This is a genomic window from Methylocystis sp. H4A (assembly GCF_015709545.1).
In the GTDB taxonomy this organism is placed as follows: Bacteria; Pseudomonadota; Alphaproteobacteria; order Rhizobiales; family Beijerinckiaceae; genus Methylocystis; species Methylocystis silviterrae.
In genome coordinates this window covers 856,426-882,588 of record NZ_JADNQY010000028.1, presented here as the reverse complement: position 1 = coordinate 882,588, position 26,163 = coordinate 856,426, and the positions used below count along the sequence as shown (strand labels likewise).

General features: G+C 62.1%; 23 protein-coding genes. 12 read left to right on the top strand and 11 right to left on the bottom strand.

Going from position 1 to position 26,163, the window contains the following annotated elements; genetic code table 11:
- Nucleotides 1-76 precede the first annotated feature (76 nt).
- From IYW40_RS20820 to IYW40_RS20790, 7 genes are all read left to right on the top strand, one after another.
- Nucleotides 77-2,470, top strand: coding sequence for a TonB-dependent receptor (locus IYW40_RS20820; protein ID WP_196402110.1), 2,394 nt, complete (start codon nucleotides 77-79; stop codon nucleotides 2,468-2,470).
- Between the two features lie 92 nt (nucleotides 2,471-2,562).
- Nucleotides 2,563-2,967, top strand: a complete 405-nt coding sequence (locus IYW40_RS20815) for an EF-hand domain-containing protein (RefSeq protein ID WP_196402109.1) — start codon at nucleotides 2,563-2,565, stop codon at nucleotides 2,965-2,967.
- A gap of 65 nt (nucleotides 2,968-3,032) precedes the next feature.
- The gene (locus IYW40_RS20810) at nucleotides 3,033-4,211 is read left to right on the top strand and encodes an ABC transporter substrate-binding protein (RefSeq protein ID WP_196402108.1); all 1,179 of its coding nucleotides are present in this window, start codon (nucleotides 3,033-3,035) and stop codon (nucleotides 4,209-4,211) included.
- A 164-nt stretch (nucleotides 4,212-4,375) separates the two neighbouring features.
- Nucleotides 4,376-5,335, top strand: a complete 960-nt coding sequence (locus tag IYW40_RS20805; RefSeq protein WP_196402107.1) for a YVTN family beta-propeller repeat protein — start codon at nucleotides 4,376-4,378, stop codon at nucleotides 5,333-5,335.
- A 145-nt stretch (nucleotides 5,336-5,480) separates the two neighbouring features.
- Nucleotides 5,481-6,227 (top strand): ATP-binding cassette domain-containing protein, encoded by a 747-nt coding sequence (locus IYW40_RS20800; protein WP_196402106.1) that lies wholly within the window; start codon nucleotides 5,481-5,483, stop codon nucleotides 6,225-6,227.
- Complete coding sequence (locus tag IYW40_RS20795; protein ID WP_196402105.1) at nucleotides 6,224-7,051, top strand: ABC transporter permease; 828 nt, start codon at nucleotides 6,224-6,226, stop codon at nucleotides 7,049-7,051. The genes IYW40_RS20800 and IYW40_RS20795 overlap by 4 nt, the downstream gene beginning before the upstream one ends.
- 49 nt (nucleotides 7,052-7,100) lie before the next feature.
- The gene (locus tag IYW40_RS20790; RefSeq protein WP_196402104.1) at nucleotides 7,101-7,703 is read left to right on the top strand and encodes a class I SAM-dependent methyltransferase; all 603 of its coding nucleotides are present in this window, start codon (nucleotides 7,101-7,103) and stop codon (nucleotides 7,701-7,703) included.
- A gap of 16 nt (nucleotides 7,704-7,719) precedes the next feature.
- Here IYW40_RS20790 and IYW40_RS20785 read toward each other — a convergent pair whose 3' ends face one another.
- The 5 genes from IYW40_RS20785 to IYW40_RS20765 all read right to left on the bottom strand — a co-directional run bounded on the left by IYW40_RS20785 (nucleotide 7,720) and on the right by IYW40_RS20765 (nucleotide 11,094).
- Nucleotides 7,720-8,631, bottom strand: a complete 912-nt coding sequence (locus IYW40_RS20785) for a hypothetical protein (RefSeq protein ID WP_196402103.1) — start codon at nucleotides 8,629-8,631, stop codon at nucleotides 7,720-7,722.
- Between the two features lie 55 nt (nucleotides 8,632-8,686).
- The gene (infC, locus tag IYW40_RS20780; RefSeq protein WP_018408763.1) at nucleotides 8,687-9,214 is read right to left on the bottom strand and encodes a translation initiation factor IF-3; all 528 of its coding nucleotides are present in this window, start codon (nucleotides 9,212-9,214) and stop codon (nucleotides 8,687-8,689) included.
- A gap of 181 nt (nucleotides 9,215-9,395) precedes the next feature.
- Nucleotides 9,396-10,274 (bottom strand): alpha/beta hydrolase, encoded by an 879-nt coding sequence (locus IYW40_RS20775; protein WP_196402102.1) that lies wholly within the window; start codon nucleotides 10,272-10,274, stop codon nucleotides 9,396-9,398.
- Complete coding sequence (locus tag IYW40_RS20770) at nucleotides 10,271-10,495, bottom strand: zinc ribbon domain-containing protein (protein ID WP_196393037.1); 225 nt, start codon at nucleotides 10,493-10,495, stop codon at nucleotides 10,271-10,273. Before IYW40_RS20770 ends, IYW40_RS20775 begins: the two co-directional genes overlap by 4 nt.
- A gap of 38 nt (nucleotides 10,496-10,533) precedes the next feature.
- Entirely contained in the window at nucleotides 10,534-11,094 is a 561-nt protein-coding gene (locus tag IYW40_RS20765) for a hypothetical protein (protein ID WP_196402101.1), read from the bottom strand.
- Nucleotides 11,095-11,216: 122 nt separating this feature from the next.
- Here IYW40_RS20765 and IYW40_RS20760 point away from each other — a divergent pair, with 122 nt between their 5' ends.
- Nucleotides 11,217-12,956, top strand: a complete 1,740-nt coding sequence (locus IYW40_RS20760; protein WP_196402100.1) for an acyl-CoA dehydrogenase — start codon at nucleotides 11,217-11,219, stop codon at nucleotides 12,954-12,956.
- Nucleotides 12,957-13,100: 144 nt separating this feature from the next.
- On the opposite strand, the gene glpD is transcribed toward IYW40_RS20760, so the two are convergent.
- Nucleotides 13,101-14,567 (bottom strand): glycerol-3-phosphate dehydrogenase, encoded by a 1,467-nt coding sequence (gene glpD / locus IYW40_RS20755; protein WP_196402099.1) that lies wholly within the window; start codon nucleotides 14,565-14,567, stop codon nucleotides 13,101-13,103.
- A 36-nt stretch (nucleotides 14,568-14,603) separates the two neighbouring features.
- The gene (locus IYW40_RS20750) at nucleotides 14,604-15,935 is read right to left on the bottom strand and encodes a DEAD/DEAH box helicase (protein ID WP_196402098.1); all 1,332 of its coding nucleotides are present in this window, start codon (nucleotides 15,933-15,935) and stop codon (nucleotides 14,604-14,606) included.
- 306 nt (nucleotides 15,936-16,241) lie between these two features.
- Here IYW40_RS20750 and IYW40_RS20745 point away from each other — a divergent pair, with 306 nt between their 5' ends.
- Both IYW40_RS20745 and IYW40_RS20740 read left to right on the top strand, forming a co-directional pair.
- Nucleotides 16,242-16,955 (top strand): MgtC/SapB family protein, encoded by a 714-nt coding sequence (locus tag IYW40_RS20745; RefSeq protein ID WP_196402097.1) that lies wholly within the window; start codon nucleotides 16,242-16,244, stop codon nucleotides 16,953-16,955.
- Between the two features lie 175 nt (nucleotides 16,956-17,130).
- The gene (locus IYW40_RS20740) at nucleotides 17,131-18,753 is read left to right on the top strand and encodes an ABC-F family ATP-binding cassette domain-containing protein (RefSeq protein WP_196402096.1); all 1,623 of its coding nucleotides are present in this window, start codon (nucleotides 17,131-17,133) and stop codon (nucleotides 18,751-18,753) included.
- A 72-nt stretch (nucleotides 18,754-18,825) separates the two neighbouring features.
- On the opposite strand, the gene IYW40_RS20735 is transcribed toward IYW40_RS20740, so the two are convergent.
- Nucleotides 18,826-20,337 carry an ATP-binding protein gene (locus tag IYW40_RS20735; RefSeq protein ID WP_246720944.1) on the bottom strand — a complete coding sequence of 504 codons (1,512 nt, stop codon included), beginning with the start codon at nucleotides 20,335-20,337 and terminating at the stop codon, nucleotides 18,826-18,828.
- A 62-nt stretch (nucleotides 20,338-20,399) separates the two neighbouring features.
- A complete protein-coding gene (locus tag IYW40_RS22300) occupies nucleotides 20,400-21,887 on the bottom strand; it encodes an ATPase domain-containing protein (RefSeq protein WP_348644317.1) in 1,488 nt (495 codons plus the stop codon).
- A gap of 279 nt (nucleotides 21,888-22,166) precedes the next feature.
- Between IYW40_RS22300 and IYW40_RS20725 the strand changes: the two genes are divergently transcribed.
- Nucleotides 22,167-23,240: a DGQHR domain-containing protein gene (locus tag IYW40_RS20725; protein ID WP_196402094.1), complete on the top strand. Its 1,074-nt coding sequence runs from the start codon at nucleotides 22,167-22,169 to the stop codon at nucleotides 23,238-23,240.
- Here the strand turns inward: IYW40_RS20725 and IYW40_RS20720 are convergent.
- Entirely contained in the window at nucleotides 23,199-23,897 is a 699-nt protein-coding gene (locus IYW40_RS20720) for a glycosyltransferase (protein WP_246720943.1), read from the bottom strand. The two genes, IYW40_RS20725 and IYW40_RS20720, sit on opposite strands and share 42 nt — an antisense overlap.
- A 62-nt stretch (nucleotides 23,898-23,959) precedes the next feature.
- Here IYW40_RS20720 and IYW40_RS20715 point away from each other — a divergent pair, with 62 nt between their 5' ends.
- Nucleotides 23,960-24,427: a hypothetical protein gene (locus IYW40_RS20715; RefSeq protein ID WP_246720941.1), complete on the top strand. Its 468-nt coding sequence runs from the start codon at nucleotides 23,960-23,962 to the stop codon at nucleotides 24,425-24,427.
- Nucleotides 24,428-25,179: 752 nt separating this feature from the next.
- Here IYW40_RS20715 and IYW40_RS20710 read toward each other — a convergent pair.
- Nucleotides 25,180-26,160 carry an IS1595 family transposase gene (locus IYW40_RS20710; RefSeq protein WP_196402093.1) on the bottom strand — a complete coding sequence of 327 codons (981 nt, stop codon included), beginning with the start codon at nucleotides 26,158-26,160 and terminating at the stop codon, nucleotides 25,180-25,182.
- Nucleotides 26,161-26,163 lie beyond the last annotated feature (3 nt).

The following is a 26,163-nucleotide window of genomic DNA, read 5'->3' as shown; positions in this document are numbered from 1 at the left end:
GTCGTCTCTGACCACTACCCGCAGCGAGCCGCGTCGATATAACTCGTTCAAACACGGTTCGAATTCCAGGTCTCTCATGCGCTACGTCAAACAGGTCTCGCTGATCGCGCTTTGCGCCTCCATCGCCACAACGGCCCGCGCGCAGCAGGCGCTGCCGACGATCGAGGTGGGAGGCGCGCCTCTGCGTTCGACCGCGCGGCCGCCGGTTCAGACGACGCCCTCGACCTCACGCGCGCCAGCAGCATCGGTGACGTCAGCGCCAGCGACGCCTGCTCTGCCGGCGTCTCCCATCGTGCGTTACGCTGTTCCAGCGGCGACCTATACGATCACCGGCAATGAGCTGCAGAACACGCGCGCGTTTAATCTCACGGACAACCTCGTCCGTCAGGCGCCCGGCGTCATCGTCAATGACGTAGCGGGCGGCCCCTTCCTGCCGGAAGTCGATTTCCGCGGCTTCGTCGCCTCGCCCATCGCCGGAACGCCGCAAGGCCTCGCTGTTTATCAGAACGGCATTCGCGTCAACGAAGCCTGGGGCGACAACGTCTACTGGGACATGATTCCGAGCGTTGCGATTGATCGCTTCACGCTCGTCACCGGCAACCCGCTGTTCGGCCTCAACGCCATCGGCGGCGCCGTCACGCTCGACATGAAGAACGGCTTCACTTGGCAGGGCTTCGAAATCGATGGGCGTTTCGGCAGCCGCGGCCGCCGCCAGGGCACGATGCAATATGGCGTGCAGTCCGGGCCCTTCGCGACCTATATGGCCATGGAGGCCTTGGGCGACGACGGCTATCGGCAGTTTTCCGGCGCGCATATCAAGCGCTTCTATGGCGATGTCGGCTATCGCGGCGACAGCGGCGAGATTCACGCGACCGCGACGCTCGCGCATAATAAATTCGGCGTCTCGGGCCCCGCGCCTGTCGATCTGACCAATCTCGACGAAAGCGCCGTCTTCACCACGCCGCAGACGATCAAGAATTCGCTCTCAATGTTCGACCTCAACGGCGTGTTCCAGGCCACGCCGACATGGAAACTCTTCGGCGACGTGCATTACCGCGCCTTCGATCAGGCGCGCGTCGACGGCAATACGACCGAATTCGAATGCGAGGAAGGCGAGGAGCGCTGCGAGTCCGACGCGGGCGACACGAACATCCCCAATTTCTTCAATGGGCAGGCGCCGCTCGGGGCCGTCGACCGCACCTGGACGCGCTCGCGCACGGTCGGCGGCACGGTGCAGGTCACGAACGACGATCTTTATTTTGGCTTCCACAACAAGATCACCTTCGGCGTCAGCTACGATCATGGTTGGACCGCCTTCTCGGCCAATGAGGAGCTGGGCATCATTCAGCCCAATCTCGTCGTCGGGGGCTTCGGCTATATTGTCGAAGAGCAGGCGACCGGCATCTCCAGCGTCTCTGTGCGCGCGGCGAACGATTATCTCGGCGTCTATGCGCTCGACTCGCTGGATTTGACCGACGATCTAAAGGTCACAGCGGGCGCCCGTTTCAACCGCGCCGGCATCGCTCTCTATGACATGAGAGGCACGACGCTGAACGGCAATGGCATTTTCACCCGCATCAATCCCGTCGCGGGCCTGACCTACAAAATACTGCCGAACGTCTCCGCCTACGCCAGTTACTCCGAATCTAACCGCGCGCCAACGCCGCTCGAACTCGGCTGCGCCGATCCCAACCGGCCCTGTCTGATCGACAACTTCCTCGTCGCCGATCCGCCGCTAAAGCAGGTGGAGGCGCAAACGATCGAAGCCGGCTTTCGGGGCGATCTTGCCATGCCCACGGTCCTGCCCGCCTATGCCGACGCGCTTCCCGGCAATCTCAACTGGAGCCTTGGCGTCTTCCGCACCTATAGCTTCAACGACATTCTGAGCGTGCCTAGTTCGATCAATGGCCGCGGCTATTTCACCAATGCCGGCACGACTCTACGCCAAGGCTTCGAATCGTCCTTCCGCTACACGACCGAAAGGGTGAACGCCTTTCTGAACTACACGCTGACGGACGCGACTTTCCGCTCGACGATCATGCTCGGCGCGCCCGATAATCCGCTGACGGGGATTTTTGGGACCGGCGGCTCCATCCTGGTGACGCCAGGCGCCAATCTCACCTCAGTGCCGCGCCACCGCTTTAAAAGCGGAATCGATTTCGCAGTTAACCCGCTGTGGAAAATCGGGGCAGACGTCGTCTACTCCTCCGGCCCATGGATTCGGGGCGACGAAATCAACGTCGCAGGCACGCTGCCCTCCTATGCGATCCTCAATTTTCGTACATCCTATCAGCTTGGCCCGAACATCCAGGTCTATGGCCTGCTCGAAAATGCCACCAACACCCGCGCGCGCAGCTTCGGCACGTTTTTCGACACGAATGACATCTCCTTCCTCGCCTTCAACAATCCGCGCATGGTCTCGATCGGGCCGCCGCTCGGCGTCTATGGGGGCGTGAAGATCACCTACTGACGCCAGAGGGCAGGAATGTCGCGGGCCGCTAGCCGGTTCGGCAGGGCCCGCGCTATATTGCGTGCGATGACCTTACCCAAAAGGAGTCGCACATGAAGAAAGCATTGCTGTTCGGCGCGCTCGCGCTTGCTGGCGTCATGGCGCTGCCGGCGACGTCCGCGCTCGCGAAGAAGGCGGCGGGCGCCGTGGCCGCGCTCGACACCGACGACGACGGAACTGTCGATCTCAAGGAAATCAACAAGTCTGCGACTGATCTCTTTGCGAGTCTCGAGACGGACGCTGACGGGACGGTCGATTTTAAAGAAATGAAAGGCCGCGTCTCAAAGAAGGATTTCAAAACGGCCGATCCGGACAATGACGGCACGCTCTCAAAGGACGAATTTCTGACGATGGTCTCCACCCTGTTCAAGGATGCGGATCCCGACAATGACGGCACGCTCGACGCCAAGGAACTCGCATCCAAGAAGGGTAAGGCGCTGCTGCGCGTGACACGGTGAATCGAGGAAGGCGCGCGGGCTCTGAAGAACTTGATCCTGCGCGCCAAAGCGGCCATCTAGGCAATATGAAAAGCTTGGTCGCCGCCTTCTGTTTCGTGCTTTTCGCCGCGCCGGTCGCGGCTGAAACGGTCAACGTCAAAGTCGGCGTCTTGCGCGAAACGCACGCCCGAGAAACCCTCTCCATTCTCGATATTCCGGCCGCCGACGATACGCTCGCGGGGGCGCTGATAGGCGCAGCCGACAACAACACCACAGGCAAATTCACCAACCAGACGTTCGAGGCGATCGACGCCAGGCTCGATGACGGCGATGACGTCGTGGCGGCCCTCGATGCGCTCCTGGACAAGGGCGCGCTGTTCATCATCGCCGATCTTTCGGCCGAACGTCTGCTTGCCGCTTCCGAGCGCGCGAAGCCGAAAGGCGCCCTGCTTTTTAATGTCTCCGCGACGGACGACAGGCTGCGCGAAAATAACTGCCGCGCCAATGTCATCCATGTCGCGCCGACGCGTTCGATGCTCGCCGATGGTCTCGCGCAATATCTCATCTGGAAGCAATGGCGCCGTTGGCTCCTCATCAAGGGCTCGCATCCGAAAGATGAACTTTTGGCGCAAGCCTTCCGTAACAGCGCGAAGAAATTCGGCGCGAAGGTCGTCGAGGAACGCGTCTATGAAGACACCGGCGGCGGACGGCGCAGCGACTCCGGCTCCGTGCAGACCCAGCGGCAAATCCCGGTCCTGACGCAGAACGCGCCCGCCTATGACGCGCTCATCGCCGCCGACGAGAGCGAGGTCTTTGGCGGCTATCTGCCTTACCGCACCTGGGACCCGCGTCCTGTGGCAGGCTCAGGCGGCCTGATGCCGACAAGCTGGGACGCCTCACATGAGCAATGGGGCGCGCTACAGTTGCAAAACCGCTTCACCAAGACGTTCAGGCGCCTGATGAATGCGCGAGACAATGCGGCGTGGACCGCCATGCGGATGATTGGCGAAGCAGCAACGCGCACCGGGTCGAACGACCCCGAGAAACTCCGCCTCTACCTGCTCGGCGCGGACTTCTCCATCGCCGCATTCAAAGGCGTGCGGCTTACGCTGCGGCCCTGGAACCAGCAATTGCGCCAGCCGATCCTGCTTTCCGACGGGCGGATGGTCGTCTCCGTTTCGCCCCAGGAAGGCTTTCTCCATCAAACGAGCGAACTCGACACGCTTGGAGTCGATCAGCCGGAGACGAAATGCAAATTGAAATGAAGAACGCCCCCACCTCGATACTGAGAGGCTGCAGACTCGGCCTTTCCTTTCTGCTTGCTCGCTTTCCGCGTCATGGCCGGGCTTGTCCCGGCCATCCACGCGTGAGTCCCAACGGCGTGGATGCCCGCGACAAGCGCGGGCATGACGCGAGTTATGCGATTAGCATGACGATATCCGCCTTCGTCTGCGCGATGTTCTCTTTGACGCCCGCCCACGCCTACAAGGCGTACGTCAGCAACGAGAAGGGCAATTCCATCACCGTCCTCGATACGGAGAAGATGGAAGCGACAGCGACCGTGAAAGTCGGCCGACGCCCGCGCGGCATTGCGCTCAATAAGGACGGCTCCGAACTCTATATCTGCGCCGGCGACGACGACGCCATTCAAGTGCTCGATACGAAGACTCTCAAGGTCACCGGCAAGCTGCCCTCGGGCCCAGATCCCGAGCTTCTGGCGCTCAGTCCCGATGGCGACGTGATTTATGTCTCAAACGAAAACGACAATCTCGTCACGCTGATCGACGTGAAGAAGAAGGAAATGATCGGCGACATTCCCGTCGGCGTCGAACCCGAGGGCATGGCCATCAGTCCCGACGGCAAGTTGCTCGTCAACACCTCGGAAACGACCAATATGGCGCATCTGATCGACACGCAGTCGAAACAGATCGTCGCGAACATCCTGGTCGATGCACGGCCGAGATTTGCGGAGTTCAAGAAGGACGGTTCGGAGCTTTGGGTTTCGTCGGAAGTCGGGGGGACGGTTTCGGTCATCAATCCTACGAAACGTGAGTTGAAGCAGAAGATTGCCTTCGACATTCCGGCGATGTCGAAAGAGGCGATCCAGCCGATCGGCATTTCATTCACGCGCGATGGAAAGCGCGCCTTCGTCGCGCTGGGGCCAGCCAATCGCGTCGCGGTGATCGACGCCGAGACGAAAAAGGTCGAAAAATATCTTCTCGTCGGTCAGCGCGTCTGGCACCTCGCTTTCACGCCAGACGAAAAATATCTGCTCACCGCCAATGGCGTCTCCAACGACGTCTCGGTGATCGACGTCGCATCGCTCAAAGTGGTGAAGTCGATCCCGGTCGGGGCCTTCCCCTGGGGCGTCGTCGTGGCACCGCAATGAGTGTGGGTCTTCCCGCCTGTCATTCCCGACGCGCGGAGCGCGATCGGGAATCCAGAGCCGCGATCGGCGCTGTTGGCCGCGGCTCTGGATTCCCGGTCATTCGCTTCGCGAATGCCGGGAATGACAATCCTGTCGGAGCGCCGCAATGACCCCCGCGCTCGCAATCAGAAATGTCAGCCACGCCTATGGCGCGCGCAAGGCGCTCGACGACGTCAGCTTTTCCGTCCCGGCGGGCAGCTTCACGGTGCTGCTTGGATTAAACGGCGCGGGCAAGAGCACGCTGTTCTCGCTGATCACGCGGCTCTATGCGGCGCGCCACGGCGAGATTGACATCTTCGGCCATAACGTCATGCGCCAGCCCGGCGCAGCGCTGCGCCAGCTTGGCGTCGTCTTTCAGGCGCGCACGCTCGATCTCGAACTCAGCGTGATGCAGAACCTCCTTTACCACGCAGCCCTGCATGGCATTGGCCCGATCGACGCGCGCCGCCTTGGACAGGCGGCGCTATCGCGTGCGGGCCTCGCCGACCGCGCCAAGGACAAGGCCCGCTCTCTGTCTGGGGGACAGATGCGCCGCGTCGAAATTGCCCGCGCGCTGCTGCATGATCCGCGGCTGTTGCTTCTTGACGAGCCGACCGTCGGGCTCGACATCAAGGCGCGCGCCGATCTCCTCGCGCTTGTCCGCGGTCTGGTGCGCGATCGACATCTCGGCGTTTTGTGGACCACGCATCTTGTCGACGAGATCGCCGACGATGATCAGGTGATCATTCTGCATCAGGGTAAGGTTCTGGCGACGGGACGCGCCGCCGAGATCGTCGCGGCGCAGGGCGCGGCGACCATTGGCGACGCTTTCGCGCGCATCGCCGGGATCGGTCAGGAGAAACTTTCGGCATGAGCGAAATTGCTGCGCCGAGAGGCTTCACCCTTCGCCAATATCTCATCTGTCTCTCGGGAGTCGTCTGGCGCGAGGGCCTGCGCTTTCTGCACCAGCGCGAACGCTTCGTCTCGGCGCTGGTGCGCCCGCTCGTCTGGCTCTTTATTTTTGCGGCGGGCTTCCGGCAGGTGCTCGGCGTTTCGATCATCCCGCCTTACGAAACTTACGTTCTCTACGAGGTCTATATCGCGCCCGGCCTGATGGCGATGATCCAGCTGTTCAACGGCATGCAGTCCTCGCTCTCGATGGTCTACGACCGCGAAATGGGCAGTATGCGCACGCTGCTCGTCTCGCCCTTTCCACGCTGGTTTCTGCTCGGCTCCAAACTTCTGGCCGGCGTCGCCGTCTCGATACTGCAGGTCTACGCCTTCCTGGTGATCGCCTATTTCTGGGAGATCGAGCCGCCAACGAAATGGGGCTATCTCACCCTGCTGCCGGCGCTCGCGCTCAGCGGCCTGATGCTCGGCGCGCTCGGCATGCTGCTGTCATCGCTGATCAAACAGCTCGAAAACTTCGCCGGGGTGATGAATTTCGTGATTTTTCCGATGTTCTTCGCCTCCTCCGCGCTCTACCCGCTGTGGCGCGTAAAGGAGTCGAGCCCCTGGCTCTATTACGTGTGCGAGGTCAATCCGTTCACGCATGCGGTCGAACTCATCCGCTTCGCCTTTTATGAGAAAGTCGCGTGGACCTCGCTCGCGATTGTCTTCGCCTACACGAGCGCCTTCCTCATCGCGGCAATCCTCGCTTATGATCCAGCGCGCGGCATGTTGATGCGAAAGGGATAGTGTCGCCTCGAACCTCCGGCGGCATTTGAATTCGTGACCAACTGAAAACATGATCGACGGAGCCGAGCGCATCATCGGGCTTTATCGGCGTCACGCGCATCTTTGGGCGGAGCGCCGAGGTGACCGGCTGATGGAAGCTCGTTGGCTCGATCGATTCAGAAATCTTCTGCCCGCCAAAGCCAACGTGCTCGATCTCGGCTGTGGCTCGGGCAAGCCCATCGCCCGCTATCTGGTCGAAAAAGGATGCGAGGTGACGGGCGTCGACTCCTCGCCCGAGCTCATCGAGCTGTGCCGGGAGAGCTTTCCTAAAAGCGAATGGCGCGTCGCCGACATGCGGGAGCTTTCGCTAGAGCGCCGCTTCGACGGAATCATCGCCTGGGACAGTTTCTTTCACTTGGGTTTCGACGATCAGCGCCAGATGTTTCCGATCTTTCGCGCTCACGCCGCGCGGGACGCCGCGCTGATGTTCACGAGCGGACCCGCGCATGGCGAGGCGATCGGCGAATTCGAAGGCGAGTCGCTTTATCACGCAAGTCTCGCGAGCGAAGAATATAAATTCCTGCTCAGCGCTAACGGTTTCGAGGTCGTCGCTCATGCGCTAGAGGATCCGACCTGCGGCAAACACACCATTTGGCTCGCGCGACAACGGTGATACCGGCGGCGCCTTGCTATTTCTTCTCGTCCTTCTTCGTGTTCTCCGCCGCGACCTCTTCGGCGACAGCAGGCGGCAACTTGACGCCAGCGGCGAGCTGCGCGCCAAGCGCAATGGCGCGGGCTTCGGTCAGTCTCAAGGCGCAATAGCCGAAATCCGGCTCGCGCGCATAGGACCGGCACACTTCCTCGCGCCAGGAGGAGAACCCCGCCTGCTCCTTCACGATGAAGTTGCGGATCGCCTTTTCCTTCTTGTTCTGGTCGTAAAGCGCCCGGAATGTGCTTCGCACCGTCTTCTCGACACGCGCGCGGGCGCCGAGCATCTCTTCGCCCTTCTTGGGGTCGATTTCATCCGCGCTCATCCCCCAGAGTCCTTCGGGATCAGCGCGGCAACCGGCGTCCTTCAGTTCACACGCCTTGCCCTCGTTGGTGACGAGAATCGCGCCGTCCAGAACGTCGAATGTGAAGGCGCAGGCTGGAAATGCGATCTGATAGCGCCGCAATCCGGTCTCGCTCTGGCGGGCCGTGAGCTTCAACGGCGTTCCGGCCACTTCGACTCGGCAGGCTTCGCCGGAGCGCCGCAAATCATCCCCGACGAATGTGAGCTTGGCGACCTGCAGGTCAGCTCCGGCTCGGGAGAATTCTATGGCGCTGCCCTCGCCGTCGCGTTTGATAATTTTTCCGACGATCGCGTCTTCGGCGGGCGCCTTTGGCATGATGGCCGGCCCCGCGGCCGCTCCCATCTCGCCGCCGACGCTTCTTTTCTTTGCTTGTCCGGGACTGGCGACCGTCCCTTCGGGAGTCGGGGCGACCGCCCCCGGGAGCACAAGCTGTGCTCTGGCCGGCGGGACGCCCCCAGCGATCAGCGCCGCCACGCCGAGAACGCAAGCGCGACGCGCGGTCAGAGTGCGAAATTGAAATCCAAACATAGCGATCGCCACCCCTCGGCCGCAGCCCGGCCCTGCCCTTGCGGCGAGACGCGCGCTATCGAGGCGCCAGCACCATCACCATCTGCCGTCCTTCCATGGACGGTTCGAGTTCGACCTTGGCCAGCGTGGCGGTCTCAGCCTTCACGCGGGAAAGAAGCCGATAGCCGATGTCCTGATGCGCGATTTCGCGGCCGCGAAAGCGAAGGGTGACCTTAACCTTGTCGCCTTCTTCGAAGAAGCGGCGCACCGCCTTCATTTTCACGCCGTAATCATGGTCATCGATGCCGGGCCGAAGCTTTATTTCCTTAACCTCGACGACTTTCTGTTTTTTGCGGGCCTCGGCGGCCTTCTTTTGCTCAGCGAAGCGAAAACGCCCGTAATCAAGAATTTTGCAGACGGGGGGCGTAGAGTTGGGCGCGATCTCGACGAGATCGAGTCCCGCCGCTTCGGCGATGCCCAGCGCGTCCGGCAATTGGATGACGCCGTGATTTTTCCCCTCGGAATCGATTAGCTGCACTTCTCGCGCGCGAATTTCCCGATTGATGCGCGGCCCTTCCTTCTGGGGGGCTGCGATGCTCTTCATTGGACGGCGAATGGATCATCTCCTTCTCTTGGCCAAAAGCCGGCCGCTGAGCCAAAGGCGCAAAACAGCTACCGCCGGACGCAGGGGTCCGGGACCATTGAACAGATTCCCACGCCAGCGCGCCAAGTCAACCGTTACTGGCCCCGGCACGCTGCTTTTTGCGATGGGAAGGTCGAATATTTTAAACAAAGCCCAAAATCAGCTCATTAACTTTTTCCGGCGCGTCTTCGGGCGTCCAATGCGACACGCCTGGCAGCCGCTCGATTCGCAGATCGCGAACATAGCATTCCGTGCCGTCAAGACAGGACTCGCCAAGCGCCACATCCTGCATCCCCCAGACCACAAGCGTCGGCGCATCTATCGGCGCCTCGAGGTCTTCCGCCGCCAGAATGTCACGTCCGGCGGCGCGATACCAATTGAGCATGGCGCTGGCGGCGCCTGGCGCCGCGACATTGGCGCGGTAGATGCCCATCGCCTCTTTTGAGAAGACGCCGTCCCGGCCTGCGGCGCGTTGCATCAGCCACGCGGCGCCGGCGCCGCGCCGCGCGGACAGCAGTCGTTCAGGCAGCCAGGGAAGCTGAAAGAAGGCCGCATAGGCGGACTTCAGCTTCTGTCTCCATTCCTGTTCGAGGGCGCGCCGGAAGCACAGGGGATGCGGAATGTTCAGAACGACGAGAGCGTCGATCGGCCGCAGCTTGCGAATGGCGACGACCCAGGCGACGAAACCGCCCCAGTCATGGCCGACAAGCGAGACCGAGGCGGGATTGGCGGCGTCGATCAATCCCGCGACGTCGGCTGTCAGCGCCTCGAGGGAATAGGCGTCTTTCTCCACGGGGCGCGTCGTGGCGCCATAGCCGCGCTGATTGACCGCCCAAACGCGATATCCGGCGGCGGCGAGCGGTCCGACGAGATCACGCCACATGACGGCGTGCTGGGGAAAGCCGTGCAGGAGCAGCGCGAGCCGATCGCCCGCGCCCGCCTCAAAAACCTCGAACTCAATTCCGTTGGCTGGAACGACCAGGCGACGCGCCCCGAGTAGAGTCGCCGCCGCGGACGTCACACCTGTCCCGCCAACGCCGGGCAACTCGGACAGGGCGAACCGCCCGCCATCGCGGCGCAGCTCTCCGCGGACTCGCCGCCCGCGGCGGGTCGCGCGATGAGCGACAACTGGCGCTCGACATGGGCGCCGCCGCACGCGGGGCACTCGGGAATCTCGTCGAAACGCGACAGGGTCTCGAACTGATGCGCGCAGTCACTGCAGCGATAGGCGAAAAGCGGCATTTGTCCCTCGGATCCGCCGAATTGGCGATCCGCCGATTTTACCGGCCGGCGCGCCTCGCGCAAGGCGGCGATTCGACATAGGCGAGCATCCAGCGCGCCCGCCGCGCAACGGCGGGATCGCTGCGCGCCGCACGGATCCGCAGCTCCTCTTGCAAGCCTGGGTGGTTAACCTTTGCGGCCAGTCGGCAATAGCGCCGAAATTCCTGCGACGCGCGCCGGTCGACGATCGCGAGAGCAACCGCGCGTAGGCGCTTCGCCTGATGCTCGGTCAGCGCCATGCGGTTAATGAAACGAATGAGATCGGCCTTGGCGTAGCCAGAGCCAAAAAACATCGGATCGGCTTCAAGAAAGCGAATCACGCCCTCGAGTCCACGCGCGTCGCCTGCTTTCAGTCGTTCGATATCCTCTCCGAAATCAGCCGGATAGGCGAGGCGCAATGCGTCACGAAAGCGGGCGATTGCCGCCTTCCAGGCGATCGTCGCAGGATCTTTCTCGTCATTGCGATTCTTGAGTCGCGCGAAAGTGCGGCCGATTTCCTGATGCGCCGCGCGCGCCGCCGCCGCCCGCTCCTCATAATTGAAGCGCCCTTTCTTACCCATACCTCTGCGAATGCCAGACCCATAAAGCGAAATATGCGTTTTGACGCACATAGAGGGGATGGACCTTACGCCCTCGCTGGCGCGCTAGATTCCGTGCAACGATTCGGATTGGAGAAAATCGGATGACTTACCGCGCGCCGCTCGACGACATTGTTTTCGCGCTTCGCCTCGCGGCCGGCGAAGGCGCGATCGAGGCCAACGGCGTCTACCGCGATCTCGCCGACGGCGTCGCCGAACAGACGCTGGCCGAGGCGGCCAAATTCGCGGAACAGGTTCTGCTGCCGCTCGATCAGATCGGCGATCGCGTCGGCGCGACATACGCCAATGGCGCCGTCACGACGCCTCCCGGATGGCGTGAAGCCTATGCGCAATGGCGGGATGGCGGCTGGAACGCCATCGCGGCCGGCGAGGACTATGGCGGACTGGACCTCCCTGCTCTGCTCAACGCCGGCTGCACGGAGATCTGGAACGCCGCCAATATGGCGTTCGCCGTTTGCCCGCTGCTCGGCCATGGCGCGATCGAAGCGATGGAGGCGCATGCCAGCGACGCGCTGAAGGAAACCTATCTGCGTAGAATCGTCAGCGGCGAATGGACGGCGACGATGAATCTGACCGAGCCCGGCGCGGGCTCCGATCTCGGATTGATGCGCACGCGCGCCGAACGCGCGCCCGACGGGTCCTATCGCCTCTTCGGCCAGAAGATTTTCATCACCTACGGCGAGCACGATCTCGCGCCGAATATCGTGCATCTCGTCCTGGCGCGCCTTCCCGACGCGCCCGAAGGAACGCGCGGCATTTCGCTGTTCCTGGCGCCGAAATTCCTGCCCGACGAAACGGGCGGCTTCACGCGGCGTAACGATGTGCGATGCGCCGGCATCGAGCACAAGCTCGGAATCCATGGCTCGCCGACCTGCACCATGATCTATGGCGATGAGGACGGCGCGGTCGCTTATCTCATCGGCGAGGAGAACAAGGGCCTCGCCTGCATGTTCACCATGATGAACAACGCCCGCCTCTCCGTCGGCCTGCAAGGCGTGGCGCTCGCCGAGCGCGCGACGCAAATGGCGCTCGGATACGCGCGCGAGCGCAAACAGGGGCGCGCGCCCGGCGCCCGCGAGACGAGCGCGATCATCGAGCATCCGGACGTCGCGCGCATGCTGCTGACCATGGCGAGTTCAACGGCCGCGGCGCGGGCGATTTGCTACGAGACGGCCGCCGCGATCGATCGCGCGCATCGGGAAAGCGATCCCGCGCGCGCAGCGGCGGCGCATGAGCGCGCTTCTCTCCTGACGCCCGTCGCCAAGGCGTTTTCGACCGATATCGCCAATGAGACGACCTCGCTCGCGGTGCAGGTCTTCGGCGGCATGGGCTACATCGAGGAGACCGGGGTTGCGCAGCTGATGCGCGACGCGCGTATCTGCGCCATCTACGAAGGCACGAACGGCATTCAGTCGATTGATCTCGTGACGCGCAAGATCCGCGGCGGCGACGGCGTGGCGCTCGCGCGCGAGATCGACGACATGCGCGCCATCGCGAGCGAAGCCGATGCCACGCGCGAGGCGTTGCGCGAGAGTGTCGAGGCGCTGGCGCAGGCGAGCGCGTTTTTGACGAAAGCCGAACTCGCCGGCGCGCTCGCCGGCGCGACGCCCTATCTGCGCCTCTTCGCGCTGGCCCGCGGCGCGACGCTGCTCGTCAAAGGCGCCAAGGTCGCGGCGAAGGAGCAGGATCCCAATGCGGCGCGCTACGCCGCGCTCGCCCGTTTCTTTGCCGAAAATATCGCGATCGCCGCGCCGGGATTGGCGAAAAACGTGATCGACGGCGGCGCTTCGGTGAACGAGTCGCATGCGGCGCTTGGGGAGTGAGGAAATTTGGAAGGCAGTCCAACGACGTCATGGCCGGCCTTGTGCCGGCCATCCACGCAAGGACATCGCGGAGCGATCGTCACAGGACCGTGACGGCGACGCGTGGATGGCCGCGACAAGCGCGGCCATGACCCGCGGGGATTGTCAGGCGCCGATAAACTCCCGCAGCGCCCGCTGCTGCGCGTCGCTCATATGCAAGCCCAGCTTCGAGCGGCGCCAGAGAATGTCGTCGCCGGTCCGCGCCCATTCTTTTTCGCGCAGATAGGCGATCTCCGCCTCAGTCAGGCCGCAGCCGAAATCGCGGCCAAGATCGCTCATTGTCCGCGCATCCTTCAAAATCTCGACGACTCGCGCTCCATAGGCGCGCGCAAGGCGAAGCGCGAGAGCATCTCCTAGAAAGGGCTTGTCGCGCTTGAGATCGTCGAGAAATCTGTCGAAGCCCTCCGGCATGTCGCCGCCTGGAAAGATCGCGTCCGCCGTCCAAGCCCCGCCATGCGCGGGAAGAAAAGGCGAGAGTTCGCTCAGCGCATGTTCGGCGAGCCGGCGCGCCGTGGTGATCTTGCCGCCGAAAATCGACAGCGACGGCGCCGCGTCTTCTGGCGCATCGAGATCGAAGGCATAGTCGCGCGTCACGACCGACGCTTTCAGCGCCCCGTCGTCATAGAGCGGCCGAAGCCCGGCGTAGCTCGACACGATGTCGCCGCGAGTCGCTGGAACGCGCAAGAAGTGATTGAGCGAATTGAGCAGATAGTCCGTCTCTGCGTCGCTGATCGCCACGGCGCCGGGAGGAGCGTCATAGGAGACGTCGGTCGTGCCGACGAGCGTGAACTCGCGCTCATAGGGGATCGCAAAGACGATGCGGCCATCGGGGTTCTGCAGAATATAGGCGTGCGCGCCCTCGAAGAGCTTGCGCAGAACCAGATGCGAACCTTTCACGAGCCGCACATGTTTGCGCGAAGGGATGTGCAGCGCGTCTTCGATCACCTGCGACACCCAAGGGCCGGCGGCGTTGACCAGCGCGTGCGTTTGAATCGTCTCGCCGTCCGCGAGCGTCGCCCGCCAGCGGTCACCCTGTCGCGCTGCGTGAACAAGCTTTGAGCCGACGCTGATCGTCGCGCCGCGTTCCGCCGCGTCGCGCGCGTTCAACACGACGAGGCGCGAATCGTCCACCCAGCAATCGGCGTAAGTGAAGCCCACACGGTAAGCGTCGCGTAGCGGCGCGCCGAGCGCATCCTGCGAAAGCCTCACCATATGCGAGGCTTCGAGCTGCTTGCGGCGCGCAAGGTGGTCATAAATGAAAAGCCCGAGACGCAGCAGCCAGACGGGCCGCAGCCCCTTCTCATAGGGCAGAACGAATTTTAAGGGCCAGATGATGTGCGGCGCGGCGGCAAGCAGCAGTTCGCGTTCGGCCAGCGCTTCATGCACCAGGCGAAATTCGTAGAGTTCGAGATAGCGCAAACCGCCGTGGATGAGCTTCGTCGAGGCGGACGACGTGCCCTGCGCGAGATCGCCCTGCTCGACGAGCCTGACGGCGAGGCCGCGGCCGGCGGCGTCGCGGGCGATGGCGCAGCCGTTGATCCCGCCGCCGACGATAAGAAGATCGTAGAGCATGGCCGTCCTCGATTCGGAACGGCCATGACTATAGCCTTATGCCTGCGGGCGGCTCGCCTGCTTGTACCGCGCGCCGCCATTGGCGCGCCGCTTCTGGCCGTTGTTGGCAGGCCCGTCGGCGCGCTTCGGGGCGGGACGCTGCCCATCGCGCCGAGGATGCTGCGCGCCGTTTCGATGCGGCGCCGGCGAATTCGGCCTCTTGGGCGCCGGGCGTGCGGAGTCGCCATCATCCTGGCGGGCGCCTTCGGCGCGCCGGTCAGTGAATTCAAGCGTCTGACGCGTCAGCTTTTCGATGGCGCGCAGCAACGGCCGCTCGCCATTGTCGCACAGCGAAATCGCCTGGCCGGTCGCGCCCGCTCGCGCAGTGCGGCCGATGCGATGCACATAGGCTTCTGCAACTTCCGGCAATTCGAAATTGACGACATGCGTTACGCCGTCGACGTCGATGCCGCGCGCGGCGATATCGGTCGCGACAAGCACCCGCGTGCGGCCCTTGCGGAAACCGTCAAGCGCGCGCAGCCGCTGGCTCTGGCTCTTGTTCCCGTGGATCGCGTCGGCGCCGACGCCGGCGCTCTCCAGATGCTGCGCGACGCGATCGGCGCCGCGCTTGGTGCGCGTAAACACGATCGCGCGCGAAATCTGGCGGTCGTTCAACAGTTCGACGAGCAGGTCGCGCTTGGCGCCGCCCGAGACCAGATAGACATGTTGCGCGACACGCTCGGCGGTGGTCGCCGCCGGCGTCACCGAGACTTTCGTCGGATCACGCAGCATGTCGTCCGCGAGCGTGGAAATCTCCCGCGGCATTGTCGCCGAGAACAGCAGCGTTTGGCGTTGCTTCGGCAATTTCGCGACGATCTGGCGGATCGGAACGATAAATCCAAGATCGAGCATATGGTCGGCTTCGTCGAGAACGAGCACTTCGGTCGTCCCGAGCTTCAAACGGCCGCTGCCGAGATGGTCGAGCAGACGCCCAGGCGTCGCCACCAGAACGTCGAGGCCGCGCGCCAGCATTTCATTTTGCGGACGATGCGACACGCCGCCGACGATGACGCCGACGCTTGGGCGAAAGAAATGGCCGTAAGAGCGGAAACTATCGGCGATCTGCGCCGCAAGTTCGCGTGTCGGCGCGAGAATCAGCGCGCGCGCCGTGTTGGGCGCCGGGCGGCGCTTGTCGGCCAGCAGCCGGTGCAGGATCGGCAGAGCGAAAGCCGCCGTCTTGCCGGTGCCGGTCTGGGCCACGCCGAGAAGGTCGCGACCTTGCAGAAGCGCAGGAATCGCCTGCGCCTGGACCGGGGTGGGCGTGGTGTAGCCTTCGCGCTCAAGCGCGCGGAGCAGGATCTCGTTCAAGCCGAGATCGGAGAATGTCATCACTTCAGTTGTTGCTTTCAGTTGTCGATTCGAGCCACGAGGACCGGCGAGGAGAGCGCCAGCTCAGGACCAAAAAAGAGTCGGCCCCGCGTAACGGGCCTCGGCGTGGGAAAAGGGGGCGCTCGACAGCTCGTCAACGGAAACGTCGACCTACGCGGCTGGAGCGCCTCATGCTGCGGCGCAGCGCAGTCTTCATACAGGAGCGTCGCCTCAGGGTCAACATTCCGCGAGACCGCGGCGTCGGCCGCGACAAGCTTCGTCCCGCCTTCTATAAGCCGAGCAGCGGAACGCCGATGGATTTAGGCCATGAACGCCATTGCAAATTTCGACAGCGCGGAAATTCTCAATACGTTTGTGTCGCTGCTCGTGGCGTTCGTTCTCGGGACCGCGATCGGCGCGGAACGCCAGTATCGGCAGCGCACCGCCGGGTTGCGGATTAACGCTCTCGTCGCGCTCGGCGCGTCCGCTTTCGTCGATCTCGGCATGCGGCTCATGGGCAATCAGGGCGCGACTCAGGTGCTGGCCTATGTGGCGTCGGGCGTCGGCTTTCTCGGCGCTGGCGTGATCATCAAGGAAGGCATGAATATCCGCGGACTGAGCACAGCGGCGACCGTCTGGTGCTCGGCGGTGACGGGCGGCTTCGCCGGCGCCGACCGTCCGGCGGAAGCCCTATTGCTGGCGGGTTTCGTGCTGGCTGGCAACACGCTCCTTCGACCGCTCGTGCGTCTGATCGAACGTACGCCGATCGACGAAACCGCAACGGAAGCGATCTATGAGGTCCGCGTCACGGCAAGCGGCGCCCGACGCGACGCCATTCGGGACACTTTGATCGAGCGGCTCGAAGCCGCCTCTTATCCGATCCAGGACATCGCCGAGAACGAACGCGAAGACGACGTCGAGATCGTCGCGACCCTCGCGACGTCGAGCGCGACGGGCGAACAGCTTGACGCGGTGGTCGAGGCGCTTGCCGCGCTCCACGGCGTCTCCCACGCGACCTGGTCCTCCCGTACAAGCGACTGAAATCGCGCCGCGAGTAAGCAGCGCCGTCATTCCCCGTGGTCCACGATCTTGACCCGGAGCGGACGCTTCCCGTCGAGGCTTAGGCAGGAATCGCTTGCGGCCGGAATGCTCTTTCGCTGGCGCGCCGCATGGCCTAATGGCTACCCAAACTTTCCTTCCCGGGTCCCCTGCACACATGATTCGTCTCGAAAACATCGGCAAACAGAACGGTCATCAGATCCTCTTCATCGAGGCCTCCGCGACGCTCCTTAAGGGCGAGAGGGTCGGCCTCGTCGGTCCCAACGGGGCCGGCAAGACGACGCTTTTCCGGATGATTACGGGACAGGAGCACCCCGACGAGGGCCAGGTGGCCGTCGATCGGGGCGTGACCATCGGCTACTTCAATCAGGACGTCGGCGAGATGTCGGGGCGCAGCGCCGTGTCCGAGGTGATGGACGGCGCGGGTCCGGTCAGCGCGGTGGCTTCCGAGTTGAAGCAGCTGGAGGACGCCATGGTCGATCCTGACCGGGCGGACGACATGGAAGAAATCATCGAGCGTTACGGCGAGGTGCAGGGGCGCTTCGAGGAACTGGACGGCTACGCCCTGGAAGGCCGCGCGCGCGAAATCCTCGCGGGCCTGAGTTTTACTCAGGAGATGATGGACGGCGATGTCGGCGCGCTGTCGGGCGGTTGGAAAATGCGCGTGGCGCTCGCCCGCATCCTCATCATGCGCCCCGACGCCATGCTTCTCGACGAGCCGAGCAACCATCTCGACTTGGAAAGCCTCATCTGGCTCGAGGAATTCCTCAAAGCCTATGAGGGGGTGCTGCTGATGACCTCGCATGACCGCGAGTTCATGAACCGCATCGTCACCAAGATCGTGGAAATCGACGGCGGCGCGTTGACGACCTATTCGGGCAATTACGTGTTCTACGAGCAACAACGCGCGCAGAACGAGAAGCAGGCGCAGGCGCAGTTTGAGCGTCAGCAGGCGATGCTCGCCAAGGAAATCAAATTTATCGAGCGATTCAAGGCGCGCGCATCGCACGCGGCGCAAGTGCAGAGCCGCGTGAAGAAGCTCGAGAAGATCGACAGGGTCGAGCCGCCCAAGCGCCGCCAGACGGTCTTGTTCGAATTCCCGCCGGCGCCGCGCTCCGGCGACGACGTGATCACCCTGAAGAACGTGCATAAGAGCTACGGCGCCCGGAGAATTTACGAGGGACTGAATTTTCAAGTGCGACGCAATGAGCGGTGGTGCGTCATGGGCGTCAACGGCGCGGGCAAGTCCACGCTGCTGAAATTGGTGGCTGGCTCCTCGCTGCCGGACGACGGCGCCGTCGCCCAGGGCGGCAGCGTTAAAATGGGCTATTTTGCGCAGCACGCCATGGAGGTGCTGGACGGCGAGCGCACCGTGTTCCAGTCGCTGGAGGACTCGTTCCCTCAGGCAGGACAGGGTTCACTGCGCACATTGGCCGGCTGCTTCGGTTTCTCCGGCGACGACGTTGAGAAGAAATGCCGGGTGCTGTCGGGCGGCGAAAAAGCGCGACTCGTCATGGCGAAATTGCTTTACGACCCGCCGAACTTTCTCGTGCTGGACGAACCCACGAACCACCTGGATCTGGCGACCAAGGAAATGCTCATCACGGCGCTGTCGCAATATGAGGGCGCCATGCTGTTCGTCTCGCACGACCGGCGCTTCCTGGCCGCGCTATCCAATCGGGTACTGGAACTGACGCCCGACGGCGTTCACGTTTATGGCGGCGGCTACACGGAATATGTGGCGCGCACGGGCCATGAGGCGCCCGGCCTCCGTAGCTGACGACAGCACGGCCGGCGACAAGGCTCGCACGGCGCTCAGACGACGTGAATCACGACGCCCTGACTCATGTGCTCAGGTTGGTGACTCCGAGGCGAACAAATTTTCTAACTCTGAGATCTTGATCGGTTTGACAAAATGCCGGTCAAATCCAGCCTCGGCGCTTCGTTCAAAATCCTCGGCCTGGCCCCAACCCGACAACGCTACGATGAAGAGAGAATCTCCGCCGGGAAGCTGTCTGATCCTCCGGACAGTCTCGTAACCATCAATCCCGGGCATGCCGATATCGACAAAGACGATGCGGGGCTGGAATTTCGGGATGACTTCCAGCGCCTCGGCTCCGCCAGCGACAACCTTCACCTCCATCCCAAAGGAGGCGATCAGCTCGCCAGTGAGTTTGCCGACAAGGTGTTCGTCGTCCACGACCAACACCTTCGTCTGGGACGCGCGCCGCTCCCTTGTATCTTGCGCGGGTTCAACGTTCGGGGCGACGCGCGCTTCGCTCAATGGAAGCCGGACGATGAACTCGCTGCCCTTATCCGCGCCGCCACTTCGGGCTTCGATTGCGCCTCCGTGCAGCGCTACAAGATTGCGGGTGAGCGATAGACCGACGCCAATCCCGCCTTGCGCCCTTCCGAGATTGCGATCGACCTGGGTAAAGATGTCGAAAACCCGCGTGATCATTTCGGGCGGAATGCCGACGCCCGTATCCTTGACGATGACCACCGCGGAACCACCGTCCCGCGTCACCGTTACGTCGATCGCGCCGACATCTGCTGTATATTTTGCGGCGTTGTTGAGAATATTTACAAAAACCTGACCCAGACGAATGGGATCACCCTCGATGAAAAGCTCTGTCGAGGGCGCGTAAAAGTGTTTGCGATGTTTCCCGGCCTGAAGCTTGTCGGCCCCATGTTCAAACACTTCGCGCACGAGCGAGACAAGATCCAGGCGCTCCTTGTGAAGCTCTAACTTGCCGCGGCTGATGCGCGAAACTTCCAGAAGGTCGTCGACAATACGCGTGAGCTGCTGAGTTTGCTTCTCGATCGCCGATAGCATGTCGTCGTCGTCCCCGTCGGCTGAGCGCCGCTTCTTGATGTGAATCGCCGCGCAAATCACAGCGAGAGGATTGCGCAGCTCGTGGGCCAGCACGGCGAGGAACTCGTCCTTGCGGCGATTGGCGGTCTGTAGCGCGTCCAATGCATCGCGAATGGCGTATTGCAGACGACGGGCTTCAATCGCGTTCTTGAGCGCGCTGATCAGCGAGCGCTTTTGCGCAGGGCGTTCGATGAAAACTATACTCGAGCGCTTTTCGATCGTTCGTAGCAAAGCCCAATCTTTTTGAGCGTGGCCGCGGGCGAGAAGCAACACCACGGGCAACTGGGACCAGGCCGGTTCAGGACCGAACAACTCGTCCCAGGTCACCGCGCGATCGCGCGGCAATGCCTCTTCCGCCATAAGAACGCAGCCTGCGCCTTTCGCGATCTCTCGGCGCAGTTCTTCTTCGTTGCTGCAAACGCAGCAGGAAAGACCGCTACGCTTGAGCGCGTCTTCGGCGAGGGCGGCATCGCGTCCCGTTGGCGTCATAATCAGAACGCGCAGGCTATCCTCGGCTCTCGGGACGACCTCCGCTGCGCTACTCTCCGCCGTCATTGAATCGGAACGATGGGCTCAGGATGATACACAGGCGTCCCCGTGAGGACCCCTGTAAAGCCTGTAAGCGGTTCGCTGACGTCGACGCCCCCCGCTCTCATCGTCAGTTTCCGGATCGTGTGCTCATGTTGGCCGCTACGCTTCTTGACGACCGACAAGGCCTTGTGCAGCGCGCCGCTAAGCTCGAAAAAACGTAGCAGGAACACATTGTCGGCCAGGAAGCTGAAGTCCATAGGCGAAGAGAGCTCCGTTCCGAAAATTCCGTGCTGTGTCAGCGTCATGATGGTGACAATCTGACGACGACTCAGAAAAGAGAGCAACTCCCGGATGTGAAGAATAACACTCGGTTCTTCCATCGCGGATTGCATATAGCCGTTCAGCGTGTCGATCACGACGAGCTTCACGCCCTGATTCTCGACTCGATCCATGACCAGGGCGGCGATTTCGCCGACGCTCAGTTCGGCCGGATCGAGATGCCTGAGTTCAATGCGGCCGGCTTCGACTTCAGCGCGCATGTCTAATCCCAATCCCTCGCTGCGACCGATATAGCTCTCCTTGGTCTCGTCGAACAGAAAAAGGGCGCATTTCTCGCCGCGCTTGGCCGCGGCCATCGCGTAGAGCGATGTTATGGTGGATTTTCCGACGCCTGCCGGCCCCGCGATGAGCGTGTTCGAGCCCCGGGGAAGTCCGCCTCCGACAAGCGCGTCAATCCCTGCATTGCCGGAGCCGAGCGCCGGCGCGGCCACGAGGTTCGGAAAGCTCTGTGCGACGAGGCGAGGGTGCACGGTCAGCCCTCCGGCGGCGATCGTTACGTCGTGTGAGCCGCTCACATAGCTGCAGCCACGCAGTTTGATCACGCGTAATGCGCGTCGGTCGGCCCCGTACGAAGACTGTTTTTGCCGCAATTCGATGATGCCGTCAGACAGCGTCTGGCTGCGAAGATCCTTTTCCGTCATCGATGCTTCGTCCAGCATCACCGTCGTGCAGTCGCGCGCCGCCATGAAGTCGCGAATACGCTTCAGTTGGCGCCGATGGAAAGCCGGCGTCGGCGCTACGACACGCAGACTCGAGATCGTATCGAGCACGAGCAGCTTCGGCTTCAACCGTTCGACTTCGGAAAAAAGATGGTCGAACGTCTCGCCGATCTCCACTTCCGCTTCCGGGAAGAGCGTGTAATCGAGCCCTTTGTCGTCCGCGCTGGGTGGCTCCGACAGGCCCGTGATATTGATCCCGTCGAGACTCCATCCGTGCGACGCTGCGATCGACCGCAACTGTTGCGGCGACTCGGCGCTCGTCGCGAGCAGGCAGCTTTCCCCGGCGCGAACCGCCTGGATCAGGAACTGGAGCGCCACGGTCGTCTTGCCGCTGCCGGGCGAACCTTCGACGAGAATAAGAGCGCAGCGTGGAAGTCCGCCGTGAAGAACCCTGTCGAGCCCCGGAACGCCTGTCGCAAAACGCGGGGTTGTCTCTATCGGCACGGACACTGTGGCGCTCCCGATAATCGTGAGTGTTCAGCTTACAGAACAGCAAGTATTTGACAACATTGCTTTCCGCAACGTGTCCCTGCCGCGGCCAAACAGCCCATCGCAGCCGTGGCCGCAAGGGCGTGGAATAGGTATTGGGAAGATAAAACACGGCTTCGCGCTCTCAACCCATCTTGCCCCCAAACCTTTTCCCGCTTAGCGTCTTCGTCCGAGTGCCGGTCGATTCGTCGAGTCAGCTGTCGTGAACGCTGAAAGTTCACGCTTCCGAGGGATCAGAACATGGATCGGGACACGCTCAGCGATATCGCCGAATCCGCCCCGCTGCCGGACGCAGGGGCCGAATTGCGCGGCTCCTCCGCTTCCGCCGCCAGCAAAACGTCGATCAGCGTTCCGGCGCAACTCGTTTCTCAAGGCGCGCACCGCTTCTATGCGCTGGTGCTGCCGAGTAGCCTGCTCGCCGAAACCTGCACGGTCGAACCGCGGGTCGAGAATCCGGAAGAGGGCTTCCAGCGCCTGCTCGATCCAAAGCGCGCGAAGTCGATCGCAAAATATATCGACGCCGGGTTCGGCACGGTTCCCGGCGCCGTGGTGCTGTCGGCTCAGTCGCGCGCGCATATGCATTATGACCGCGCCGCCGGAACGCTGACATTCCGGCAGGATCCCCGCGCCTTCCTGATCATCGACGGGCAACATCGCATTTTCGGCTTCAAGCTGGCGAAGCGCGCCGTCGACGTGCCGGTGGTGATCTACAACAAGCTGAAGCGTTCGGAAGAATGCCGGCTGTTCATGGACATCAACACCAAGCAGCGGCCGGTGCCCAATGAGCTGTTGCTCGACATCCGCCGCCTCTCGGAAGTCGAGACTAAAGCCGACGCGCTGCTGCACGACGTCTTCGATCTTTTTCACACACGCGGCGACAGCGCGCTCAAGGACCTGCTGAGTCCGGCGGAACGGCGCAAGGGCACGATTTCGCGCGTCACGTTCAACGCCGCGCTGCGCTCGATCAAGGGCGCATTCGTCGATGCGCGGGCGGAGGAAGTCTACGCGGTGCTCAACGCCTATTTACGCGCCTGCCGGCACGGCCTTGGCTTGCACAACGCCGATGAGCAGATCACGCATCCGGCCTTGTTCAAGGCGCTGGCGCTGCTGTTCGCCAATGTCGCCGAGCGGGTCGCCGATCGCCACGGCGGAAAATACACGGTGACGAATTTCGAGGACGTGCTCATTCCCTTCTTCAAACGATTGAAGAAATCGGATCTGCCGCGCGCGGGCATGAGCCATGTCGCGCTGCACGAGCATTACGGCAAGGCGCTAAGCGCCGGCTTCTTGATCAAACAGTGGCTCTTCTCTTGAGACGAATGGGCCGACGTCTTTTTCCGCCTCGACAACGCCGCGCGCGGTGAGGCCGTGCTCGGTCTTTTCCCAGTGGAAAGGGCGCCGACAGAGCTCATAAAGGGCGCGCCAGGCCGCGATGCTCAGCATCATCAGCCACAGCGGCAGATAGATCAGCGCACGGAGAAACCGCGTCAGGCCGCGCCGGCGCATCCCCATGGCGAGCGGCAAGATCAGCGAGATCGCTCCGGCGATCGCCAGACAGCACCAGAGCGTGCTCAAGGCGATTTCAAATGGCGCGACCGGCGCCAACAGAGCCCCAAAGATCGCGTCATAGGTCATACGCGCCGCCAGGAACGGGCCGAGCAACGGACCAAACAATCCGCTCGCGAACATTGCGAGCACCGCGATCGCGCGCCGGGAACCGAGATCGACGAAAAGCCGCATAGGCCGACGGCAGTGCACGATGAATGTCTGCATCCAGCCTTTGAACCAGCGCGTGCGCTGTTTCACCAGCGCGCCGAAGGCCGCCGGCGCCTCTTCGAAAGTTTGCGAGGCGAATGTGCGCACCTCAAAGCCCGCGCGCGCGAGCCGCAGGCCGAGATCCGCATCTTCGGTGACGTTGAAGGCGTCCCAGAAGCCGATGTCGCGCAGAGCCTCGATGCGAAAATGCGGCATTAGGTAGCAAACGCACCTAGCGGATTCTCGCGGATTGAGAGCGGTTTTGCAACAATCGCGGCATGGCCGACACGATCAAACTGGCGCGAACCGCCACCTATGAGCACACGATTTCCGGCTTGCTGACGAAGCGGGCGGACCTGTTCAACGAAGCGCAGCGCATCCGCGACCGGCTGGCAGAGATCAAGAACGATATCGGCGCACTGGATCGTGTGTTGGGAACGCTCGGCTATACCGGCAATCTGGACGCCGAAATGCCGCGCCAGAAGCGTCATGTGCTCTTTGGGCCGGGGGAGCTAACGCGGGCCATCCTAGACGTGCTCAGGGGCGCCACAGAGCCAATGGCGACGCGCGATATTGCGCGGGCTATCTTGGCCGTAAATGAGCAAGATGCGCGAGATAGGCGACTGCTCACTGAGCATACGCGGCGGGTTAGTAAGGCGCTGCGCATGTTATCGCGTAAAGGTTTTGCTGGACATTCGATAAATCATCCAGGCGCTGTCGTCTGGACGAGACCATCAAAAAAATGATTTGCTTCCACATGGATCGAAGCGTGGGGGCAATATGCCAGATCAAAACGGCAAGTTGACGGAATCTGATAAGCAAAAGGCGACCGACTGGTTAGAGACTAAGGCGCCCACGCTGCGATGCCCATCTTGCGGGCAAAGAAACTTTTCGCTTGGCGACCATTTGCTGTCGCCGACCATATTTACTGGCACCAACCTAATAATAGGCGGGCCATCATACCCAATGTTTTTTCTAGTGTGCTCTAATTGTTCTCACATTCTGACTTATAGCGCGGTAGCATCTGGTGTTTTGACACCCCAAAGTATCGGGGAGTCGAAAAATGACTGAGGCTCTCGATAACGGACCAAATATTCAGGCCCAAGGCGGGCTTTCCATCGCTCTCCCGGACCACCGGATGAGCGCACCTGAGCACGTGGATTGGCACATGATCTTAGATAGCGAACTGTCGCAACTTGAGCGGCCGGAATCAGGCATATTTGGAAGCGTTGGGTTCACTACGCTCGGCGCGTCAATAGGCCTAATTCCATCGGCCTTACAAGTTCTTGAAAAGATAACGACGGCCCCAAAGTCAATCGCAGACGCAACGCCGCCATCTATATTAGAGATATTAGCGGCCGTTGCGTGCCCGGTAGCATTTTCTATCTCAATAGTCTGTTTGATTGCATGGGGGATAAATAAATACAGAAATTCTGGGTTATCATCCAGCATTCGGAACAGAAAGAAGCAAACGGTTGGATCAGGCACCAACTGATCGTTACCAATACCCCTTCCACTGGCGTGACACGGGATGCGCCAGAGCAGCGTTCGCGATCATAAGATATTGCTCGCCATTGCTCACGCGGCGGTGATCTTCCCGCCAAGCCATTTCGCGGGCATAGGCTTTGAGATACGGCCCGGCGATGTGGTGATGCGTCCCAATTTCAGCGCGGCGCAGGCGAGAGAAGAAACTTTCAGCCTTGTTCGTGCAAGCGCCTTCGTCTGAATACGCCCATTCGTGATTGATGCGCTTCGTCAGGAAGCGAGCATGTAGGCGGTCCCAATGGGTCGCTTCGTCGGCATGAACTGTCGCGCTAGCGTCGATACGCGCCTCAAGCGTCGGCAGCGACTCCGCTTCGCTCTTGAAAACGAAAGGCAGCGTGCGGCCTTCACGCTCGCGCATGATGACGACGACGCGGCGCTTGCCGGTCTGATTGACTGCAAGGCGGCGGTCGCGGCGGTTTTCTTTGTAGTTGGCAGGCTTCACGTAACCGCCGAAATACGCGCCGTCTATTTCGACTTCGCCGCAGGCTTTCATCGTCTCGACTTCCGCAGCCATCGCCTCGCGGATTTTGTGGGCCATGACGTAGGCCGTCTTATACTGGCAATCGAGATCGCGGGAGAGCTGCAGGGCGCTATGGCCCTTGGCGCCGTTGACGAAGATCGCGATCGCCAGAAGATAGGTCGAAATCGGCAGCTTGCGGCTGGCGAAGATAGTGCCGGACGTGACGCTGAATTGATGGTCACAAGCCTTGCACTTGAAAACCGGACGGCTCTTGTAGCTGTAGACGCCAAGGCAGCCGCAGTGGGGGCAGACCGGCTCGCCTTCGGTAGAGGCCCAACGAATTTGTTTGAAGGCGTCGCGGGCTTCCTCTTCGGACATGCGAGCAACCCGAGCTAGGCTCAGGCTCCTTGCATGTTTCGAGAGAAGGAAGTGCTGCGACACGGTTCGAGGCCCAACGTTTTGCGTTGACCTCATTAA

Excerpts from the sequence above, each read along its gene's own strand:
- IYW40_RS20820 (WP_196402110.1), top strand. The coding sequence starts at position 77 with ATGCGCTACGTCAAACAGGTCTCGCTGATCGCGCTTTGCGCCTCCATC.
- IYW40_RS20815 (WP_196402109.1), top strand. The coding sequence starts at position 2,563 with ATGAAGAAAGCATTGCTGTTCGGCGCGCTCGCGCTTGCTGGCGTCATG.
- IYW40_RS20810 (WP_196402108.1), top strand. The coding sequence starts at position 3,033 with ATGAAAAGCTTGGTCGCCGCCTTCTGTTTCGTGCTTTTCGCCGCGCCG.
- IYW40_RS20805 (WP_196402107.1), top strand. The coding sequence starts at position 4,376 with ATGACGATATCCGCCTTCGTCTGCGCGATGTTCTCTTTGACGCCCGCC.
- IYW40_RS20800 (WP_196402106.1), top strand. The coding sequence starts at position 5,481 with ATGACCCCCGCGCTCGCAATCAGAAATGTCAGCCACGCCTATGGCGCG.
- IYW40_RS20795 (WP_196402105.1), top strand. The coding sequence starts at position 6,224 with ATGAGCGAAATTGCTGCGCCGAGAGGCTTCACCCTTCGCCAATATCTC.
- IYW40_RS20790 (WP_196402104.1), top strand. The coding sequence starts at position 7,101 with ATGATCGACGGAGCCGAGCGCATCATCGGGCTTTATCGGCGTCACGCG.
- IYW40_RS20785 (WP_196402103.1), bottom strand. The coding sequence starts at position 8,631 with ATGTTTGGATTTCAATTTCGCACTCTGACCGCGCGTCGCGCTTGCGTT.
- infC (WP_018408763.1), bottom strand. The coding sequence starts at position 9,214 with ATGAAGAGCATCGCAGCCCCCCAGAAGGAAGGGCCGCGCATCAATCGG.
- IYW40_RS20770 (WP_196393037.1), bottom strand. The coding sequence starts at position 10,495 with ATGCCGCTTTTCGCCTATCGCTGCAGTGACTGCGCGCATCAGTTCGAG.
- IYW40_RS20765 (WP_196402101.1), bottom strand. The coding sequence starts at position 11,094 with ATGGGTAAGAAAGGGCGCTTCAATTATGAGGAGCGGGCGGCGGCGGCG.
- IYW40_RS20760 (WP_196402100.1), top strand. The coding sequence starts at position 11,217 with ATGACTTACCGCGCGCCGCTCGACGACATTGTTTTCGCGCTTCGCCTC.
- glpD (WP_196402099.1), bottom strand. The coding sequence starts at position 14,567 with ATGCTCTACGATCTTCTTATCGTCGGCGGCGGGATCAACGGCTGCGCC.
- IYW40_RS20750 (WP_196402098.1), bottom strand. The coding sequence starts at position 15,935 with ATGACATTCTCCGATCTCGGCTTGAACGAGATCCTGCTCCGCGCGCTT.
- IYW40_RS20745 (WP_196402097.1), top strand. The coding sequence starts at position 16,242 with ATGAACGCCATTGCAAATTTCGACAGCGCGGAAATTCTCAATACGTTT.
- IYW40_RS20740 (WP_196402096.1), top strand. The coding sequence starts at position 17,131 with ATGATTCGTCTCGAAAACATCGGCAAACAGAACGGTCATCAGATCCTC.
- IYW40_RS20735 (WP_246720944.1), bottom strand. The coding sequence starts at position 20,337 with ATGACGCCAACGGGACGCGATGCCGCCCTCGCCGAAGACGCGCTCAAG.
- IYW40_RS20725 (WP_196402094.1), top strand. The coding sequence starts at position 22,167 with ATGGATCGGGACACGCTCAGCGATATCGCCGAATCCGCCCCGCTGCCG.
- IYW40_RS20720 (WP_246720943.1), bottom strand. The coding sequence starts at position 23,897 with ATGCCGCATTTTCGCATCGAGGCTCTGCGCGACATCGGCTTCTGGGAC.
- IYW40_RS20715 (WP_246720941.1), top strand. The coding sequence starts at position 23,960 with ATGGCCGACACGATCAAACTGGCGCGAACCGCCACCTATGAGCACACG.
- IYW40_RS20710 (WP_196402093.1), bottom strand. The coding sequence starts at position 26,160 with ATGAGGTCAACGCAAAACGTTGGGCCTCGAACCGTGTCGCAGCACTTC.